This window comes from Asticcacaulis endophyticus (assembly GCF_014652575.1).
Taxonomy (GTDB): Bacteria; Pseudomonadota; Alphaproteobacteria; order Caulobacterales; family Caulobacteraceae; genus Asticcacaulis; species Asticcacaulis endophyticus.
In genome coordinates this window covers 1-20,334 of the sequence record NZ_BMZB01000005.1, presented here as the reverse complement: position 1 = coordinate 20,334, position 20,334 = coordinate 1, and the positions used below count along the sequence as shown (strand labels likewise).

The following is a 20,334-nucleotide window of genomic DNA, read 5'->3' as shown; positions in this document are numbered from 1 at the left end:
AAAGTATTTTGGCTTTAGCCAAAAACTTTGTTCACGAGTTATATGAGTCCCTTATCCTTATAGACCTGCTCCAGCACGGCCAGAGGCACGGCACCGGCGAGCAGGCCCGTATCATGGAAGGTCTTGATGTCGAACTTGGCGCCTTGCTTGGCCTGCATTTTGGCGCGCAGCTCCAGCCACTTGATCTTGCCGACCATGTAACCCAGCGCCTGCCCCGGCCAGACGGCGTAGCGTTCAATCTCCGTCTCGTTCGGGTCACCCAGATTGGTGTCCATAAAGGCCATGGCCTGTTCCCGCGTCCAGCGCTTTTCGTGCATGCCGGTATCGACCACCAGACGGCAGGCGCGGAACAGGGCGTCATGCAGATAACCGATCCGGCCATAAGGGTCGGTTGCGTACATGCCCATGTCGTTGGCCGCGACCTCTTCGGAATAGAGCGCCCAACCTTCGATATAGGCGTTAAAGCCTGAAATCTGGCGCAGCATCGGCAGGTTCTTGTTCTCCTGCTGGATCGAAATCTGCATGTGGTGACCCGGCACCGCCTCGTGATAGGTCAGGGTCGGCAGGGTCCAGCTTGGCACCTCGGCCGTATCGCGCAGATTGATGTAATAGGCCCCCGGACGCGAACCATCCAGCGACGCCGGCCAGTAATAGCCACCGGGCGCCCCAAGCTCCGTCGCCACCGGCACACGGCGCACCGTCACCGGCGATTTGGCATAGACCCCGAAATAGTCAGGGATCTTGGCCTCAACGACCTTAATTTGCGCGTTCAGGTCGTCCAGCAGCTTTTGCTTACCGGCATCCGTGTTGGGATAGATAAACTTCGGGTCCTTGGCCATGGCTTTCAGGCGCTCACCCGTCGTGCCCCCAGTCATGCCGAGCGGGCGCATAATCCGGTCAATTTCAGCGTTGATTTCCTTGACCTTATCCAGCCCGATCTTATGGATTTCATCCGGCGTCATGTCGGTCGAAGTGCCGCTGCGGGCGCCAAAGACGTAATAGGCCTCACCGTTTGGAATATGCCATACGCCCGCATCATGGGTCGCCTTGGGCAGGGTCGCCTCAAGCGCCGCGATCTGGCGATCCAGAGCCGCCACGACCTCGGTTTCATAGGCCTTGGTGGCCGCCGTTTGCCAGTCACCGGCAATGGCTTTTTCCTTGGTACGGCGGGTGATCGAGGTCACCAGCGTCGAATCGGCGGCCTTGGTGTCGCGCTGGCCTTTCAGTTGCGTGATCGCCTTTTGCAGAGCGAAATCCGGGGCAATCACGCCCTTGGCGACATCGGCTTTAAAGCGCGCGGTTTCCTGATCGAGCAGGGTCGCATAGCCGCTCAGGCGCGACATATAGGCGTCGGCATCGGCCTTGGTTTCAATGCTGTGCTGGCTGTCAAGGAAATCCGGCAGGCTCTGATAGCTGCCGGTCAGTTGGGTGATGGCATAGGGGGCCGGATAACCGGGCGCACCAAAATCGAACGCTTTATAGCCGCTCAGCGTGTTGGAATAGTCCCACAGAACCGTGTCGTAATTGATCCGGTCCATGCCGGTAAGCTTAGAGCGATCAACCTTTTTGATAGCCGCGATCGACTTTTCAAGGAAGGCCTGGCCCCGGGCGCGCTCAGCGGGCGTTGACGGATCAAGCTTGGCCTTTAGCGGTGCCAGTTCACCCTTATCGAGGCCCAGCCCCGTCGCCGTCATTGGCGAATTGGCGACCAGTTCCTTGAAGATGGATTCAAATGTCGCATTAAGTTGAGCCGCCGGGGTTGTGGCAGACTGTGCTGCGCCCCCCAGAGCTGTCGCCCCCACCAAAGCCCCTGCCCCCATCAGTACCGAACGCCGATCGACCATGTCACTCACTCCGTCATTAATCTGTTGCGGGGGAGCCTATGACCATGTGTTTACATTCGCAACGGTTTTGCGACGGGCCAAGATGAAATTGTCGTAATGTTTAACCGGCGCATAAAAAAGCCGCCGCCCTGATCAAACAGAGCGGCGGTAAAGTCATGGCACCAGGAGGACTAGTCTTGGAACCAATCTCGGGGAGGAGATTTAGGGTTGGTTAGCGCTTAATTGTCATGCCGACGAAGAAGCGCCGGCCAGAATAACCGGTATTGATCAGGCGGATATCGCCCGCCCAAGTCGACTCGTCCTCTTCGGTCAGGTTCTTACCTTCCGCAAAGAATGACAGGCCTTCCGGACCCGGCTTCCAGGTGATCTTACCGTCCAGATAGCCGGTTGGGTCCTTAAAGATCGGGTTGAGCGAAACATCCGCCGCCGTCACCAGATATTCAGAGCGATAGTTATAGGCCAGACGGGCATTGATCGGACCCTTATCGTACCAGAAGGTCAGGTTATAGCTGTCAGACGACAGGCCCGGATAGGGCAATTCAGAACCATCAAGCTGGCTGTAGACGCCAACATCCTTGGCTTCCTGATAGGTGTAGTTGGCATCGGCGCCAAAGCCCGACAGCCAGCCCGGCAGGAATGTGAAGGCCGTTTTCGCCGTCAGTTCAAGGCCCGAAATCTTGGCCCCTGAACCGTTGACATAGGTGTTGTAATCGTAAATCACGCCATCACCGAACACATCCGTAGGCCCAAGGCTGGTGCGCGAGGAGATGTAGAACGAGCGGATATTCTTATGGAAGAAGCCAGCCGAAAGCTGAGTATCGCGGTTCGGATACCACTCGAACGACAGGTCGAACTGATCGGCACGATAAGGCTTCAGGCCCGGATTACCGGCATTACAGCTATCGAGCGCCCCCGGATCGCTAACGTCATTAGAATAGTTGATGGTGCAGTCGATGCTCGGTTGCAGGAAGTTGACCAAAGGCCGCGCCATCAGCTTGGCGAAACCGGCGCGCACGCTCAGCTCATTGTCGATCAGCCAGGTATTGATGTTAAAGCTCGGCAACCAGACCGTATAGTCCTTGGTCATCGAGGTCAGAGTGTTGGACACTATGCCAGTGGTAGCGGTGCCATTAACGTCGCGGGTTTCGCGGCGGGTGTTCTGGCCTGTGGCTGTGGTTTCGGTGTGGACGCGGCGAACGCCGAAGTTACCGTCAACTTCGTAACCAAAAGCCGGGAAGGCATAGTCAAAACGGACGTACTGGGCGTCGGTCTTTTCCTGAATGTTGTATGGGATCTGGTCGTAAGGCTTACCGTCGCTGCCAGTGGTCGTGTAGAGGTTATCCAGATTGAAATGCGACGTATCCAGATACTGAGCCACGCCGTTAAAAGTCGGGTAGAGCCAGTCTGTCGGCAGACCACCGCCGCCATAATAGAACGAAGACGGCAGCGGCGTCATAGCGCCCGCAAAAATCTGGTTCGAGAAGCCGCGTGACCAGGTTTCGGTGGTGTTCCAGAAGTTGGTTTCATACGGATTGCCGTACACAGCTTCGGTCTGATCGGCGGTGGCTCCGTTAGACACCAGCGCTGTGGAATTGACCGAGTTGGCGTAGATCACGGTATTGTCGAGCACGCTGCCCAGGTTTGCCCCGGCATCGACGATGAAGCCGCCGTAACCATAGCCCGAAGTTGTGGCGTCGGTCATACGGCCACCAAACTTAACGGCTTTCAGGAACGGCAGTTCGGCGCGATATTCGAAATCGAGCTTATACTGATCTTCGCTGTTTGCCGATTGCGACGGACGATACTGAATCTGCCACTGGCTGACCGCGCTGGCATCAGACGGGCTGTAGCCATCAGCAAACGTAAAGATGGGCGCAGAACCATTAGGGTCGATAGTGACCTTCAGGCCCGGCGTGTTGTAACTCACGCTGACATTGTTGGTTTCGCTCAGGGTCTCGGTTTCACCATTGCTGCCCTGGAACTTTACCGTCCAGCGCTCACCATTATAGTTGAAACCGTAAGAGACGTATTCGGAGCTCGACTCGTACTGGAAATCGCGCGAGGAAACGCTGAAGGCATTGTTGCCGCCGCGCCCCGTCGTCCCAAGGCAGTTACCGACGACATATTCAGTTACGTTGTGGTTTTCATCGACCACTACACCCGGTACGGCCCCGGCGTTGGCAACCGTTACGTTACAGGCCGAACCATAGTTCAAACGGTTCAGAGCCGTGAAATCGGTGCCATAGTTGATGTCGTTAAGCACCTGAGTACGTTTGTTCTTTTGATAGGTGACGAAGGCGTCCATCTGATCATTAAACTTGTACTGCGCGGTAAATTCGCCCGAAGAGCGGTTATCATCACGCGTCCAGACGCGGTAGCGCGGCACGCGCGGCTGATAATCATACCACTGGCTTTCGCACGCTGTGCGGGCCTGAGTGGCGGTCAGGGTGCCAACCGCGGCGATGCTGGCGCAGCTTGCCTCGGTCTGGAAGCCTGAGATGTAATCGCTGACGTCGTTGCCGTAGGTCTGGTTGAAATAGCTGACCGTCTTTTCGTCAGAATTGTCGAAATCCGCCAGACGCGCCCACGAATGGTCGTCATAATAGTCGCCGCGGGTGACAACCTTATCAAAGTTGAGACTGCCCATCAGGCCAAGCTTGCCATCAAACAACTGGGTCGCGCCAAACAGGCTGGTGCGCGGCTTCCAGCCGTCCATGGTATCCAGGTTTTGCGCTGACGCCGTGATCGAGAAGGTCGGCTTTTTGAAGTCGAGGGGCTTGCGGGTCTGAACACTGACCGTGCCGCCAATACCGCCTTCGGTCATATCAGCCGTAAAGCCCTTGAACACGTCGATCGACTTGACCATTTCCGATGGCAGTTCGCGGAAGTCGTTGGAACGGCCACCGCCGCCATAGACGTTAAGGTTGCCCGCCGTCGACAGCACGCTCATGCCATTGATTTCGATACGGTTCAGGTCTGGCTCAACGCCGCGGATCGAGACTGCACTGCCCTCACCCATATCACGCGACAACTGCACGCCCGTAACACGGCCCAGAGCTTCACCGACGTTTTTGTCGGGAAACTGACCGATATCTTCGGCAACGATCGAATCCGACACCGTGCCGGCGCGCTTCTTACGGTTCATGGCCGACTGAAGACTGGAGCGCGTGCCGACAACGACGACTTCCTGCACCTGATCGTCAACCGCTTCCGACATGGTCTGCGCGGCCGGGGCAGCCTCCTGAGCCATGGCGACGCCGGAAGCCGACATGACGGCCACCGCGACCATGGCGGTGCTCAGGTTCAGGCTGCGGCGCAGACGCGCGCCAAATGTGTGCGTGATACGGGAAGTCATAGCTATTGCGGGCTCCTGGCGTAGTGTTGTTGCCGACGCGTTTATCGCGCCGATCTGGTGCTTTAAGACTGACCCGGAAGCGTGCCAGAACGCCCAAACTGCGCCCTCAACCCCATCGCCCGACATGCTGTCCGTTGAGGACACCATGGCCGAACCTTCTCCCGTGCATGATCTTTTGTGATCGTTTTATCAATCTTATCTCATTCCATCATTAACAATCAATTACGATCAGTCAAGCTGTTTTGACAAAATTGTAAATACCAAAGCCCTTTTTGACATAACAAAGATATCAAATTTTAAGCACATCACAACACAGACACACAATCGCCACATTTTAGACACCACAATTACTAACATTACACACAAACAATACTGAAAAATACATCCAATATTTGCGTCAAAATCCAAACAAAATTGCAACATAGCGCAATCAATACTAATACTTATGATAAGATAATCTTATAATTTTACTTATAAAAATCATGATCGATTATTATTTTTTATTATTGAATAGAAAATTACCTGTGAAATCATGAAATCAACTTCAATCACGCCGACAAAATAGTGTCAGGCGCAACCACACCCCAGGCCCCGCGAAATCAGGGCCGCCGCAATATTGTTCAATTGTGTCAGAAAAATTCGGGTTACCCCTGCCGCACTTCGTGGGGATTGAAGGCCTTGAGCGCCTTATTCACCAGATCAAGGTGGTGATAACACACCACCCACGCCGCAGATTCGGCCTGAAGCCGCGGATAATCGGGCGGCGCGTCGGAACCTGCCGGCATGTTGAGCGGATCGCCCTCAGCCATATGGCGCAGGATATCCGCCATAGTCTCAACCCGCACGATCAGGCTTTCCGGCGGCGACCCGCCCGCGTCTTTGGCCGTCTCCCGCAGCACATAGTTAAGGTTATCGGCAAACAGCACACTGGCCGCATAAAGCCGGATGGCATGGCGGTCATAACGGGCAGCGATATCACGCACCTCCGCCGCCATGAACCGCCCGCGCAGGGACCATTTGGCGTCATCGCGGGCATTGGAGATCGAGCTGTTCATGCTGACGATACTGCGGTGCGCGTCCGACAGCCCGATCAGGGCCGCTTCGGAGCGCGACGGTTGCTGATGGCGCAGCGCCTCGGCGCAGCCTTCCATGCCGTCGGCCAGGCTGCTCAACAGCTCACGCGCCGCCCCGTCAATCGTGCGCAACGGGTCGGGCGTGATCAGGATCTGACTGAACAGCAGCCCGACCCCGGCCCCCAGAATGACATCCAGCATCCGCGCTTCACCGGCGGTTTCCGGCCCGATGGCGATCACCAGCAGCGCCGATGTCCCCGCCTGTATCGGCACCACCACTGGCAGCCCATAGCTTGACGCGACAATCATGGCCAGAAACGGCGCCAGCGCAAACTGCACCAGCCGCCAGTCCGGCGGCAGCCACAGCACGGTTTCCCCGACCACAATACCGGTGAATACGCCCACAAGAATCCCCACCGCCTGCCGCGAATGGCTGGGCAGACCGGGCGCCAGGCAAATTATCGCGCTGATGGCCGCAAACAGCGGCATCTCATGGCCGAACAGATGCCGGGCCAGAAACCACGTCACCACCGCCGCGATCGATGAGGCCAGGGCATCGCGCCACACCCGCTGCCAGCGTCCGACCACGCGCCCCGATACCCGGCGCCAGATTTTCGGCGTCAGTCGTACCGCCAGTTTCGGATATGAGCTTAACTTCACGCCACCGCCTCATAAGGATCGGACCGCCGATCAGATCATCACCCGCGTCCATAAAATGCAATAAGATTTGAGACCTTTGTTTCTGCGCAGCCGTGCTATTACCCGCCTCATAGAGCAGCGGGAGAACCGTGGCCATGTCTGTATTTGTAAACTATAGAGTGTGTGTCATGCCTAAAGGGATTTTGCTGGGTTTTTTGGCCTTTGCGTCGTTTGCCATTTCCGACGCCTTTATCAAATCCATCCACGGTGCCCTGCCCGCCTATCAGCTTGGGTTTTTCAGCGCGGCCTTTTCGGTGCTGTTGCTGCCGTTTGTGTGGACGCGCGGCACGGCGGCGGTTGATCTGGTCCGCCCCAAGCGGCCGGGCCTGTGGGTGTTGCGCGGCATATTGTCGGTCATCAATATCCTGACCAGCGTGCTGGCCTTCACCCACCTGAGCATGGCCGAAGCCTTTGCCCTGATCTTCCTGATGCCGTTGGCGGTCACGGCCATGTCGGTGTGGTTCCTCAGTGAGAAGGTCACGTTAAGCGGCTGGGCGGCCATTAGCTTAGGATTCATCGGCGTTCTGGTGGTCTTAAGGCCAGGGTTTCGTGAGATTGAGATTGGCCATATTGCAGCCCTCACCTGCGGATTTACCGGCGCGGGCCTGTCGGTTTTGTTGCGCAAAGTCGGGCAGACCGAAAAGCCGATCAGCCTGTTTGGGGCCGGTCAGTTGTTTCCGCTGGTGATTTTTGCGTTGTTGATGATCCCCGGCTTTGTGCCGCCGAAGCCGATGCAGTGGGTGGCGATTGCGTTTTATGCCACGCTGTCGGCCGGCGGGAATATGCTGCTGATGTTCGCGTCACGCCTGTCGCCCGCCAGCCAGATCGCCCCCACCCAGTATTCACAAATGCTGTGGGGACTGGGGCTGGGCTATGTCTTTTTCCACGACCGCATCGACCTGATCACGCTGCTGGGGGTCGTCCTGATCGTCGGCGCGGGCCTGTGGCTCTTTTTGCCGAAACGTCGGGCGACATGACCGCCGCCGTTCAGATTTCTGAGCGCCTTCGGCGAACTCTGATGATATGCCGGATCAACAGGGCCGCCGATGCGCCTGCCCCCACAATACCGCCCCAGATCGTCAACTGAAAATAGAAGCTTCGCCCCACCCAGCGATAAAAGTAGAGATCTCCAGATCTTCGACCCCCGCGAATCCGCTCATTGGTCGCCGTTGATCTGACAGAGGCGACCCGATCATCATAGCGCATAACAGCCTTGCCGTTTTGGCTGATGGCCATGAGCATATATTCATCCGTGCGCTGACCGGGCCAGCGGTCGTAATATTTAATCTCAACGGTTTTCCCGGCGATCCAGAGATTGTCCCCCGTCCCCTCCCTGTCATAAAGGCACGTATTTATGGCCGGAAACGGCTCGCAGTTAAGCTCGATAGCCTCCCCGCCATCCGGCTTAAACAACAGCTCTGCCTGACGACATCCAGGCGGCTTGCATTGCAGATCATGGGCTTGTGGGTAGAAATATCCCTGAGCGACCGTCAAACTCGCTTCGGGCGGCGCTTCCCAACGCATCCAGCGCAGATCGGCTTCCCCAACCCTCCGACTCCCGATCACAAAGGCAAATCCCGCTAGAACCGCGACGATACCCAATGCGCTGATTTTACCCGACTTCACACCACCCGACCTTCCCAAAACCCTCAGCGCCTTATACAATTTTACCGTGAGGGTAAGGGGCAATCAATGAAATCCGGTAAATTCATCTCCAACTTGAGTGCTGTCGCGCCGGTCTAGTCCGACTGATACCTGACCGGTAGCTCATCCGGTTTCAGGTCGTAGTGTCGGCGTCGGCCAAATCGAAGCGAGCGAAGATTGGGCAAGTCTAAAAGGGGCGCGAGACGGCCATCTTGAATGTCGGTGTTCCCAATAAACCAAAGCGATTGCAGTGACAGACAACCGAAAATGGGCGCAAGACTATCAATCTTGCCATCATCAATGAGGTTGATTGTGTTCAGATGTCTAAGGTGACTGAGCTCTGGTAATCTAGCTATGTTCTTGCAGCTAGTTAGTTCAATATGACGCAAAGTGGGACATTCAGTAAGACTGGTGACATCGACGAGTTTCCGGCCATCATGTATATCTAGTGTCTGAAGACCTAAAAGTTGCTCAATTCCGGCAAGAGATGACAGACTCCGAGATGTAATAGATAGAGTCTTGAGAAGCCTCAGATTTCCATAGCGACTGAGGTCACCATCTGTTGACCCTTCGATACTCAAGTGGGTTAGGTTCAGGCAGTCCTCGATACCCATGAACTTGGATCTTGAATGGAAGCCACAAACTGACAACGCACTAAGTTGGGAAATGTTTAGCGGCTTTTTGGATGTACAGTAGGCGCTAAGATGCTCAAGCTTAGGCAGGTTCAATACCGGGCTCAAGTCCGTTATTTCCCAGTTGTAAATCTCGACGCCGGTTAAGAAGTCCAACTCAGCAAGGAAGGCGATACTAGTGTCGCGCCACCCGTTGGAATGACTCAATCTCAGTGTGGTAATCCCGCGGCGCTGCATTTCCTTTGCGTATGCCGTCTGCCATGGACCGGTCGGAGCAAAACAGTTCCCACTGGTATGGTCATTCGAAAAAATCCTAAATCCGTTCTGGAGGAGCATACGAGTCCTTTGTGGCACTTTGTTCTTTGTTGCCTTATCAAATTACACATAGCGGGTCGTCGGGTTGATGTGAAGTCAGACAGTCGCCGTGCCCATTTCCGCAAATGCTGTGGGGACTAGGGCTGGGCTATGTCTTTTTCCACGACCGCATCGACCTGATCACGCTGCTGGGGGTCGTCCTGATCATCGGCGCAGGTCTGTGGCTGTTTCTGCCGAAACGCCAACGCATAACGACCACTTAGTCGCAATCTGCGCAGTGGATGCGCGGCTTCTGGCTCATTATGGCCCTTAGCGGAAGCAAATGCATGACGTTGGCTGTCGAAAGCGGACGCAGCCACGGCGCAGGGTTGGCCCTAAACGGATTGGAATAGCTACTAAAGTTGGGAGCTATGCTGTCCTTTGCAATTGCGCCGCTCGCTCAAAAGTGTTTGCAATCGCAAACACGCTATGTGGAGAAATAGCTTCGGTTGAAACTAAAGCACTTGACGAGGCTGATATATAGCGTCTCATTTAGGGCGTAATTTCTGGAGGTGACCGTGGCGCACAAGATAACTAACACCCTCAAAGGCTGGCAGAAAGTTGCATATGCGGTTCTGGCCGTTTCAGGCTCGGCATATTCTGGCAGCACTTTGGCGGCCCCCTTACCCATCGAAGCCTTGTCTCAGTATGAAGCTATCACTAACGCGACCATATCGCCGGACGGTAAGCATGTCGCGGCGATTGTCGCTGCCAAAGGGCAGAAATGGCCAGTGATTTCGATCTGGGATGCCAATGATCTCTCAAAGACGCCGGTATGGGTTCCGTCGCAAAATATGCGCATTGTCGGAGTGGACTTCATTGGCAATGACCGAATTTTCTTCATTACGGAAACGGCCATCACTGGCCGGGACGGCCGCCCAACCCTGACACGTAAACTTTATTTCACGGACCTTCAGGGCCGCTCGTTTGAGGAACCTTTCCGCACAGCAGGAACTCGCAATAAAGCGGTTCGCGAAGCCGAGGAACGTGGCATTACGGTCGGTATTTTCAATGATGATCTGTATAATCCAGATCTGGTCCTGATGGAGAAAGCCGATCTCGATACGGGCGCGCAGGAAATTTTTGAATTTAACACCAAGACGGCCCAAACCCGACTTTTGGCTAAGGGCGGTGAAAAGACGGCATTCCTGTCTGCGGGTGTCGATCTGGCCACCGGTGAGCCGCTGATCAAGGCTGAAATTGAGCCCGTCAGCAACGAATTTTGGTACAAGGTTTACATCAAGGATCGTGGCACGGGCCAATGGGTCTATCATGCGCCGCTGAGCTATGAGCTTAAAAACCGTCGCAATATTTCCCCGATGGGCTTTGACACTGATCCGTCAAAGCTGATTGTTGCCAGCAACCTCAATCGCAATTATCAGGCGATCTACAGCTACGACATCAAATCACAGACATTCTCGGCAGAGCCTCTGTTCGCCAATGATAAATTCGACGTTTCAGGCGTGGGATTCAAACCTGACCGGGCAGCCAAGACCTCTACGATTTCAAGCATTACGGTCAATGGCCCTGCGGCGATACAGGTCATTCTCGATGAGCAGTGGGAGCCGGTTCAGCGCTCAATCAAGGCAGCGTTTCCGGATAAAAATGTTTACATTAACTTGAATAAAGATACGCGCGACAGTGCCATTGTGACCGTTGAGGCGCCGGACTTGCCGCCGGAATATTACCTCTATAAGGGCGGCAAACTGGCTCTGCTCGGCAAGCAGCGGCCCTGGATTGATCCTAAGACGTTGGGTAAGGCTGAGTACATTACCTTTAAGGCGCGCGACGGCCTGGAAATTCCGGCCTTTGTGACCTATCCGCCCGAGTGGACGCCTGCCAAGGGGCCCGTGCCTTTGGTGGTTATGCCCCATGGCGGCCCGTGGGCGCGCGATGACCTGGGGTGGGACGGGGCCGGCTGGACACAGTTTCTGGCCACGCGCGGTATAGCGGTCGTTCAACCGCAGTACCGCGGCTCTGACGGATGGGGCTATAAGCTCTGGACCGCCGGGGATAAGGAATGGGGCCAAAAGATGCAGGACGATAAGGACGATGCGGCGGCTTATCTGGTCTCAAAAGGCGTAGCCGATCCTAAGCGGATGGCCATTTTCGGCTATTCATATGGTGGGTTTGCAGCGATTGCGGCCTCCGTGCGGCCCAATAGCCCTTATAAATGTGCGATCGCCGGGGCAGGGGTTGCCAGCCTTGACCGTATCGGCAATCTGTGGGGCGACAATCACCTTCAGCGCGACGTGCAGGGCTGGACGGTAACCGGCATGGACCCGATGAAAAACGTCGATAAGGCCAATATCCCGATCATGCTGTACCATGGCGATCATGACCGGCAGGCTGATACCGATCATTCGCGCATGTTCTCCAAGGCGATGAAGGCGGCGGGCAAGGATGTGGAATACTACGAAATCAAAGGTATGTGGCATACCTTGCCTTGGCGCACCGAATGGCACGAAGAGACCCTGGGTTTGATTGAGGGGTATCTGAAAAGTCCGAAATGCGGTCTTATGTAACCGAAACCAGTATCTTTATAAACTTAATTAGGCCTCGTTTTTGCGAAAACGAGGCCTTTTTATTACACAAATTGCTAATGGTTGTCGCCATTACGGCGAAAATGCGTCTTGAATGCCACACTAGGGCATATTGTTTCTTTGTTTACGGATTATGGATTGCGTCAGAAAAGTGACGGGATAGTGTCGCTTTAGTGAATGGTATTAATTGGAGGGCATCTTGTCCATTTTATCTCCCCGTAAATGGTTACTGGCCAGCAGCGTTTTAACCGGCATGATGATGACGGCGCCGGCTCTGGCTCAGGAAGTGTCGACAGAGACGACGACCACGACCACCACTGAAGAAGAAGTGGTTACCGAAGTCGTCATCACCGGTTCGCGCATCAAGGGCAAAGAGTTCACCTCTGCTTCGCCGGTGACCATCATTACCGCTGAAAAATCAACGGCGGCAGGCCTGATCAGCGCTGCGGAAGTTCTGCAAGGGTCTTCGGTGGCAAATGGTTCGGGGCAGATCAACTCGACGTTCACAGGTTACGTTCTTGATGGTGGTGGCGGTATTAACACCATCTCCTTGCGCGGTCTGGGGGCTCAACGTTCGCTGGTTCTGCTGAATGGCCGCCGTATGCCGCCCGCTGGCGTAAGTGGCACGGTTGCCGCCGTTGATCTGAACACCCTGCCGGACGCGGTGGTTAGCCGTTATGAAATCCTGAAGGATGGCGCCTCGTCGATCTATGGCTCTGACGCTGTGGCCGGTGTGGTCAACGTCATCACCCGCAGCAATTTCGAAGGCTTGGAATTTAACGCCACGGCACGGGTCCCTGAAGCAGGTGCCGGTGAAACCTATGATTTTTCGGGGATATGGGGCAAGCGCGTCGACAAGGGGCATTTTTTAGTGTCGGGAAGCTACTCGGAAACAAAGGCCGTCACTCAGGGCGACCGTAAGGGTTTCGACTGCGCCGAGGAATATCTCTACAACGAAGATGGCACCCGCGCCGACCTCGTTAGCAATCTGACGGGCGAATATGCCTGCTGGGGTTCGACGACCGGCGGTATTCTCATCGATGATACCTATTTCCGTATACCGCGGGACGGCAGTTCTGCCTTTGGGGTGCCTGGATGGTTTGGGCCAGTGCCCTTTGCTGACCGCCAGTTAGACCCGGCTATAGAAGATCGGGTCACTGTATTTTCACCGGTTAAGCGTTATACCTTCTTTGCTCAGGGCGAATATCGTCCGGAATGGGCTGGTGGTGCAGAGCTATATACGGAACTACTGGTCAACCGTCGTGAATCCGAACAACACGGCATTCGTTACATTTTCCCGTACTATGATCCGCAGTCGCCCCAGAACCCTTTTGGTACAGGTTCAGCCTATGACATTGCAGACGGTCCTGCACGTTTTGGTGCCTACGTTTATCCGTATTTCCTGACAAAGTCCGATGACTCTCAAGAAGTTGACGTTTATCGCGGCGTATTTGGCGCACGCGGTGATTATAAGGGGTGGGCGTGGGATAGCTATTTGTCCTACTCCAAGAGCAAGGGCGAATACACCGGCGATGTGGTCCCAAAGGACCGCCTTTTCTATGGTACAGGCTTGAACGAAGACACGTTTGAATTCATTGGTGTATGTCCGCCGGAAGCCCCTGCGGGCTGCGTACCGCTTAATCTGCTGACACCGGCAGCCCTAAATGACGGCGTGCTGACCCAAGCCGAGCGGGATTACTTTTTCCTAACGGAAACTGGCAAGACTGAATACGAGCAGACTATCTTCGAAGCCAGCACGACTGGTGATCTTTTCGACCTGCCGGCGGGACCTTTAGGTGCGGCTTTCGGTATCGCGATCCGCAAGGATAAGATTAACGATGTGCCGGGTGAATATTCCCGTGCCGCCAACGCCTGGGGTTCGGCCAGCGCCGGCATCACCAAGGGCGAAGATACTCTCTCGGAAGCCTACTTCGAACTTGAAGCTCCGATCGTGAACGGGAAGACTTTCTTCGAAGATCTCAAGCTTAACTTTTCAGGCCGTTATTCGAACTACGACAGCGTTGGAGACGCCTTCACCTATAAGGTTGGCTTGAACTGGGCGATCGATAACACCTTCCGTTTCCGCGCCACCCACGGCACATCATTCCGTGCGCCGGCCCTTTATGAAATGTTCCTGAACGCTCAGACGGCTTATCTGTCTCAACGTACGGTTGATCCTTGTATCAACTGGGGTGCCACCAATGAAAGCGGCCAATTGGTCAAGAGCCAGACGATCCGTGACAACTGCGCGGCCGAAGGTATACCTGCCACTTATAATGGTAACGGACCTTCGACCCTGATCGAATATTCCGGCAGCACCAGTCTGAATCCTGAGGAGTCAACTGCAACCAACTTTGGCTTCGCTCTGACCCCACCGGATACAGGCTTTAAAATGGCTATCGATTTCTGGCGTATTGAAGTCGAAGATCAGATCCTCAGCACCGGCGCCGGTGTGGTCGGGGCCTGTTACGGTCAGGAAACCTACCCAAATAATGGTTTCTGCGGCCTCTTCACGCGCGATCCTTCGACAAACTACATTACGTTTATCGATGCCAGCTATCGGAATATCCCGAGCGAAGAAACCAGTGGTGTGGACTTCACGGCATCTTATGAAAAGGAATTCAACTTCGGTACTCTGGCGATCGATTTGGATGCAACCTTCACCAAAGACTCCAAGACACAGCTCTTCCCAGGTGATGTTGTCCTCGATTACAATGGCACCATAGCTGATCCTAAAATGGTGGGTGATATCCAAACTTCGTTCAAGCACAAGGACTGGACCTTCTACTGGACACTCAACTATGTCGGCGAGTCGACCAATCAGGGCTATCGTGAAGAAGATGGCGTTGTGAACCTTAGCTATGCGCCTCTGGCATATAACAAGAACTTCACCAACGACTGGACGACCCATGACGTAACGGTTCGCTATCAGGCCAAGACCTGGACGGTTAATGCCGGTGTCATCAACATCGCTGATGAAGAAGCGCCTATCATCAGCTATGGTGACAATACGGGTTCACCGGGTCGTCTGGGCATCTATGCCTGGGGTAGCCAGTATCGTTCCGGCTATCTGGGACGTCAGTTCTACTTACGAATGAGCAAGAGTTTCTAAGTATTGAGTATTGAAAAGGGCGGCAAATCATTGCCGCCCTTTTTACTTAAACAAAACGTCTACGTTGACGTGCAAATTCTAGCTTATCATTTTTATAAAATATTCAAATTTGTAATTTTCGTATTTTGGAAACTTAAGAAGTTATAGATGCCAATATGATTTGCCAAAATTCTATTTTGCCACATCAGAGTTAAGTAAATCTAATATCAAATTTCTCGGTTGGAACAAGAACTGTTTTGATGCTTTAAGCTTGATGTTCCCCGCAGTTGGGCTGCTTGCACTTTTGCGTTGAGGTTTGGCTTTAACCTTGAATTTGCCGAACCCCGAAAATGTTATCTCTTCTCCATGTCGGACGGCTTCGGCAATAGTTCTTTTTAATTCGATGAGGGAGTTGCACCTCCGTAGTTTATTTCTCCCACTAGGAACAACTAACCATTTGAATATATAGGCCCATCTCCTCCTTGGGGCGCTGGATTTAGTTCAACGGGTCTGATGGACTAAGATGCTGCCTTCAAAATATTGCCTGTACGATAAAGATTAAATGGAATGTGAAATTATCATCGAAGGGGAAGTTTCCGCTCATTAGATCTTGGTTTTTGAGCGAGAATGTCCACAGCGGGCGCTAAGAGCGACACAGGCGGAGATGATGGTCTTGACGATTTTGAAATAATTTGCCTTAAAAAACGTCAAAATTATCAATAGGTAATTTGAGTGTTCAATTCTATGCCCTAATTTTGCTATACTGAAGCGATGTGGATGATCGCTAACGGATTGCAATGAGAGTAAATCGACAAAACCTAGGTATTTTTACACCGGCCGACAAACACGCTGCTGGCCACGCCCGTTTCTGTCGACAAAATTTGCCTTAGAGACTGCCATCAAGAGGATTGATCATCGCGGTAGCCGCACACTATAGTTGCGACGCAGGCAAGGGAATGGGATGTCATCAGATCGTATCGACGGATGGAAGGCGATCGGCGCATATTTTAACCGTGACCGCACAACGGTCATGAGATGGGCTCGTACGCGCAGCTTGCCGATCCGCCGACTGCCGGGCGGCAAGACGTCCACAGTCTTTGCGTTGCGCCAAGAAGTTTACTTTCGATGGCTAGGTTGAAGAGCGCGAGGTCTCTAGGCGATTGGCTTAATTCGATCCGAACGCGGATCGACCAGGCGTGTTTGGGTTGGAGCGGCTTTTTCCGGCCAACCAGTAGGCCTTTGTTCCAAGGTTGGCTGTGAGTGGGAAATTGGTCTTCAGACATGACGTATCCTCCGCCGGCCCTCCCACCACAACTCGCTTCTGCACGTTGCCATTGTACCACGGATTGAAACCAACGACGACGGCTGAGAATAAGCGTGCGGTTTGGAAAAGTCCGCTTATGGTGTGCTCGCACGCGGTTGGGCACAATGTCCGCAAGGGGCGCACAGGAGAAGACCTTTCCTGCCCACGAGCAGACAAATGTCACCCAGTTAAAATCATAAATGGGTGTGTGGAGCCGTTAGTCCTAATCCTCCTCTTCGACCCAAAATATGAAAGCGCTAGCGGCATCATAGCCAATCACACCGCAATCGAAGGTCGCGTCTGTGAGCGGAGTCCAAGAAAGTGGGCCACGAAGGCCCCAAAAGCCATTACTAAGGAAAACCGCGTCGCCATCCAGCAGCTTTAGCGCCTCGCTGGCATTTTCAATTTGGCCTTTTGATGCTGAGCCGCTGAAATGAGCCAAGCTCATGGTCCCAGCCACAGCAAGTACATGGGCAGCTTGATTTCGGTCTAAGCGAACTAAGCCATAGTCCTTGAAGGGGTCGGCTTTTGACGTGGGATAGTCGATACGGTCCGCAATGAGCCGCGATACCTGACCGTCACGACCTTCTGGCCTTTCTCCCACCCACCAGCGCGCATTCGAGCTCCGGGCAAATCGCTCTAATAATTTTTCCAGGTCATTCATGGTATGGTTGCCCGTTGAGTTTGTGCAGATTCCTATAAATGTAGAGGGGGGCTCTTGCAATCGAATGACCCGCAGGTGCCGGTTAATGTCTGCCTTGGGCGCAATACCGACATCTGCCCTCTCCGCCTAAAGCCCCTAAAATCACAAAAAAGCCCCCGCGATTAATCGCAGGGGCCTTTTCAATTCTTAAAGGGGGCACATGGGGGAAAGTCATTTCCCCCATGAAATCAGTCCGCCTTCACGCGCTTCTTGCGGAACGAAGGGTTCAGCTCGCGCTTGCGCAGACGGATGTTGAGCGGTGTCACTTCGACCAGTTCATCGTCTTCGATATAGGCAATCGCCTGCTCCAGGGTCGGGCGGCGCGGCGGCGTCAGGCGGATGGCTTCATCCTTACCCGAAGCGCGCACGTTGGTGAGTTGCTTGGCCTTCATCGGGTTGACATCGAGATCGTCCGAACGGGCATTTTCGCCGATGATCATGCCTTGATAGGTCTTTTCGCCCGCACCCACAAACATGGTGCCGCGGTCTTCGAGGTTCCACAGCGCAAAGGCCGCCGTTTCGCCGTCACCGTTGGAGACCAGCACGCCCTTACGGTTCTGGTCGATGATGCCTTTGTACGGCTCATAGTGCGAGAACACGCGGTTCAGCACGCCCGACCCGCGCGTATCGGTCAGGAACTCGCCCTGATACCCGATCAGCGAGCGCGATGGCGACTTGAGCTGGATGCGGGTCTTGCCACCACCGGACGGGCCCATGTCCTTAAGCTCAGCCTTACGGGCCGATAGCTTCTCAATAACGATGCCGGAGAACTCATCGTCCACGTCGATCATGACGTCTTCGATTGGCTCCATGCGCTCGCCGGTTTCTTCGTTGATCTGATAGACCACGCGCGGACGCGAAATGGCCACTTCAAAGCCTTCGCGGCGCATGTTTTCAATCAGAACGCCCAGTTGAAGTTCACCACGACCGGCAACCTCATAGGCGTCTTTTTCAGCCGTTTCCGTTACGCGGATAGCGACGTTGGACTCGGCTTCTTTCAGCAGGCGGTCACGGATGACGCGCGACTGCACCTTGGAACCTTCACGGCCGGCCAGAGGTGAATCGTTGACGGATACGGTCATCGAGATGGTCGGCGGATCGATCGGCTGTGCGGGCAGAGCTTCATTCAGCGACATATCGCACAGGGTATCGGCCACAGTCGCCTTGGACAAACCAGCAATCGCGCAGATGTCACCGGCTTCGGTACCTTCGTCGATCGGCTGACGCTTAAGGCCGCGGAAAGCCAGAACCTTAGTGATCCGACCGCGCTCGATTTCAACGCCGTCACGGTTCAGCGCCTTGATGGCCAGACCGGCAACGGCCTTACCGGCAGCAATACGACCGGTCAGGATGCGACCCAGGAACGGATCGGATTCGATCAGAACGCTCAGCATCTGGAACGGCTCATCCACACGCGATTGCGCGGCGGGCGGCGGGACGTGATCAACGATCAGGTCAAACAGCGGTGCCAGCGTTTCCGAAGGCTCCTTCATATCCATAGTCGCCCAACCGGCCTTACCCGACGCATAGATGTGCGGGAAGTCGAGTTGTTCTTCGGTAGCACCCATGATGGCGAACAGGTCGAACGCTTCGTTATGAACGCGGTCAGGATCGGCGTGCGGGCGGTCAACCTTGTTGATGCACAGGATCGGACGCAGGCCCAGTTTCAGCGCCTTACCCAGCACGAACTTGGTCTGCGGCATGACGCCTTCTTCGGCGTCCACCAGGATCACACAGCCGTCCACCATGCCGAGGATACGCTCAACTTCGCCGCCGAAGTCCGCGTGGCCCGGCGTGTCGATGATGTTGATGCGCGTCTCACCGGCCTTACCGTTCCACAGAACGGAGGTACATTTGGCAAGGATGGTGATGCCGCGTTCGCGTTCCTGGTCATTAGAGTCCATGGCGCGCTCAACCGTCGCCTCATTGGCGCGGAAGACGCCGGACTGTGCCAGCAGCGCATCCACCAGCGTCGTCTTGCCGTGGTCAACGTGAGCGATAATCGCGATATTTCTTAAGTTCATAAAAGGCCTTTAAACGCACAAAAGCCTCTCAGGCATCAGAGAGGCTGCGGGGTTGGGGCGCACCCCCAAACGGGTAAAAGATGCGCGTCAAATCGTGAGCCCGCTTAAGAGATATGGTCCCGGCACCGGCTCAGAATGTCTGAATCGCGCGCTGTATAACCGAAACTGAGCGCAAGCGCCACCCCCGCCTGTGCATATTTTTTCGCATACGCAGCGTGGAAGGGGTGGTGAGACGGTAAGCAAAGGTTCGCAAGGGGCAAGCCCCCTGCACCCAAAACCGGGCATAATAAGAATCCCCCCTGATTTCAGGGGGGACACCGGCATTTTGTCGGAGGGGGTTAAGGCCACGGGAATCCAGTTGTGAGACTAAGCATTACAGCTAAAACTTTTAATTTTACGCGAATCGTGCTTGATTTGTTCCATGGCAATACAAACGGCTCGTGGGCAACCACGCAACGTCCCCCTAATTGAAAATCACCAACCACAATCATTCACGGAAATTCCTGATGATTATGTTCGTGGCTTTATAGAGCATGTAAAGGTGACCTCACGCCCTGAGACATACCCAGGCCTATGGTATCTTCCATTATCGCGGGACGAATTGTTCAAGATACGTGCGCGACTGCCAGACCTTGGAAAGGCGCGAAGGGTAGGAGATTTAATACCATGCCCTATGTGCTGGAATCGCAGCAAGTTTACAAAGACTGGTTACCTTGTGCACATGCTCCACAGCGGGCACGTTGCGCTTATAGGACATAATTGCGCGAATAAAGAAGTTATGGACGCGGCTTTGCGCGAATATAACAAGACTGAAGAGTTGAAACAAAATGAAGCATGGCTTCGTGAAAAACTCCCCCTTACATTGGGAGCATTGGCCGATCTGAAAGCAGCTAGACGTTCTCAGGAAATTGCATCAACTCTAGTCACTGATTTCAATAGAGGAGCTAAGGAAACTCGAAATCAAATTCAACGTGCTTTAAGAGGTGGAAACGAGCTTCGCATCGACATTAATTGAGGTGCCCCTAGAATTGTAGACGCTTTGCTCGTTATAAAACGGAAGCAAGGAGAG

12 protein-coding genes are annotated in these 20,334 nt (G+C 54.4%); 5 read left to right on the top strand and 7 right to left on the bottom strand.

The features are described 5' to 3' along the window. Nucleotides 1-38: 38 nt before the first annotated feature. From IE102_RS14835 to IE102_RS14825, 3 genes are all read right to left on the bottom strand, one after another. Nucleotides 39-1,844, bottom strand: a complete 1,806-nt coding sequence (locus tag IE102_RS14835; protein ID WP_189488085.1) for a DUF885 domain-containing protein — start codon at nucleotides 1,842-1,844, stop codon at nucleotides 39-41. A 211-nt stretch (nucleotides 1,845-2,055) separates the two neighbouring features. Beyond that, on the bottom strand, nucleotides 2,056-5,199 hold the full coding sequence (locus tag IE102_RS14830; RefSeq protein ID WP_189488083.1) for a TonB-dependent receptor: 3,144 nt from the start codon (nucleotides 5,197-5,199) through the stop codon (nucleotides 2,056-2,058). Nucleotides 5,200-5,843: 644 nt separating this feature from the next. Beyond that, the gene (locus IE102_RS14825) at nucleotides 5,844-6,932 is read right to left on the bottom strand and encodes an FUSC family protein (RefSeq protein WP_189488081.1); all 1,089 of its coding nucleotides are present in this window, start codon (nucleotides 6,930-6,932) and stop codon (nucleotides 5,844-5,846) included. 167 nt (nucleotides 6,933-7,099) lie between these two features. Here IE102_RS14825 and IE102_RS14820 point away from each other — a divergent pair, with 167 nt between their 5' ends. Further along, on the top strand, nucleotides 7,100-7,948 hold the full coding sequence (locus IE102_RS14820) for a DMT family transporter (RefSeq protein WP_189488079.1): 849 nt from the start codon (nucleotides 7,100-7,102) through the stop codon (nucleotides 7,946-7,948). A gap of 10 nt (nucleotides 7,949-7,958) precedes the next feature. Here IE102_RS14820 and IE102_RS14815 read toward each other — a convergent pair whose 3' ends face one another. After that, the gene (locus IE102_RS14815) at nucleotides 7,959-8,597 is read right to left on the bottom strand and encodes a hypothetical protein (RefSeq protein WP_189488077.1); all 639 of its coding nucleotides are present in this window, start codon (nucleotides 8,595-8,597) and stop codon (nucleotides 7,959-7,961) included. 1,090 nt (nucleotides 8,598-9,687) lie between these two features. On the opposite strand from IE102_RS14815, the gene IE102_RS14810 reads away from it, so the two are divergent. From IE102_RS14810 to IE102_RS14800, 3 genes are all read left to right on the top strand, one after another. Next, nucleotides 9,688-9,825 carry a hypothetical protein gene (locus tag IE102_RS14810; RefSeq protein WP_189488075.1) on the top strand — a complete coding sequence of 46 codons (138 nt, stop codon included), beginning with the start codon at nucleotides 9,688-9,690 and terminating at the stop codon, nucleotides 9,823-9,825. Nucleotides 9,826-10,119: 294 nt separating this feature from the next. Then, a complete protein-coding gene (locus tag IE102_RS14805; protein ID WP_229807793.1) occupies nucleotides 10,120-12,126 on the top strand; it encodes an alpha/beta hydrolase family protein in 2,007 nt (668 codons plus the stop codon). Nucleotides 12,127-12,343: 217 nt separating this feature from the next. Then, nucleotides 12,344-15,256 carry a TonB-dependent receptor domain-containing protein gene (locus IE102_RS14800; RefSeq protein WP_229807792.1) on the top strand — a complete coding sequence of 971 codons (2,913 nt, stop codon included), beginning with the start codon at nucleotides 12,344-12,346 and terminating at the stop codon, nucleotides 15,254-15,256. Between the two features lie 171 nt (nucleotides 15,257-15,427). Here IE102_RS14800 and IE102_RS18115 read toward each other — a convergent pair whose 3' ends face one another. The 3 genes from IE102_RS18115 to typA all read right to left on the bottom strand — a co-directional run bounded on the left by IE102_RS18115 (nucleotide 15,428) and on the right by typA (nucleotide 19,265). Beyond that, the gene (locus tag IE102_RS18115; protein WP_373295615.1) at nucleotides 15,428-15,622 is read right to left on the bottom strand and encodes an HU family DNA-binding protein; all 195 of its coding nucleotides are present in this window, start codon (nucleotides 15,620-15,622) and stop codon (nucleotides 15,428-15,430) included. Between the two features lie 1,139 nt (nucleotides 15,623-16,761). Then, complete coding sequence (locus tag IE102_RS14790; RefSeq protein WP_189488073.1) at nucleotides 16,762-17,202, bottom strand: hypothetical protein; 441 nt, start codon at nucleotides 17,200-17,202, stop codon at nucleotides 16,762-16,764. Nucleotides 17,203-17,429: 227 nt separating this feature from the next. After that, nucleotides 17,430-19,265, bottom strand: coding sequence for a translational GTPase TypA (typA, locus tag IE102_RS14785; RefSeq protein ID WP_189488071.1), 1,836 nt, complete (start codon nucleotides 19,263-19,265; stop codon nucleotides 17,430-17,432). A 778-nt stretch (nucleotides 19,266-20,043) separates the two neighbouring features. Here typA and IE102_RS14780 point away from each other — a divergent pair. Then, on the top strand, nucleotides 20,044-20,280 hold the full coding sequence (locus IE102_RS14780; protein WP_189488069.1) for a hypothetical protein: 237 nt from the start codon (nucleotides 20,044-20,046) through the stop codon (nucleotides 20,278-20,280). Nucleotides 20,281-20,334: the final 54 nt, after the last annotated feature.

What these genes read in the sequence shown, in the direction of transcription:
- IE102_RS14830 (WP_189488083.1), bottom strand. Translation starts at nt 5,199, where the DNA reads ATGACTTCCCGTATCACGCACACATTTGGCGCGCGTCTGCGCCGCAGC.
- IE102_RS14820 (WP_189488079.1), top strand. Translation starts at nt 7,100, where the DNA reads ATGCCTAAAGGGATTTTGCTGGGTTTTTTGGCCTTTGCGTCGTTTGCC.
- IE102_RS14790 (WP_189488073.1), bottom strand. Translation starts at nt 17,202, where the DNA reads ATGAATGACCTGGAAAAATTATTAGAGCGATTTGCCCGGAGCTCGAAT.
- IE102_RS14835 (WP_189488085.1), bottom strand. Translation starts at nt 1,844, where the DNA reads ATGGTCGATCGGCGTTCGGTACTGATGGGGGCAGGGGCTTTGGTGGGG.
- typA (WP_189488071.1), bottom strand. Translation starts at nt 19,265, where the DNA reads ATGAACTTAAGAAATATCGCGATTATCGCTCACGTTGACCACGGCAAG.
- IE102_RS14810 (WP_189488075.1), top strand. Translation starts at nt 9,688, where the DNA reads ATGCTGTGGGGACTAGGGCTGGGCTATGTCTTTTTCCACGACCGCATC.
- IE102_RS14780 (WP_189488069.1), top strand. Translation starts at nt 20,044, where the DNA reads ATGGACGCGGCTTTGCGCGAATATAACAAGACTGAAGAGTTGAAACAA.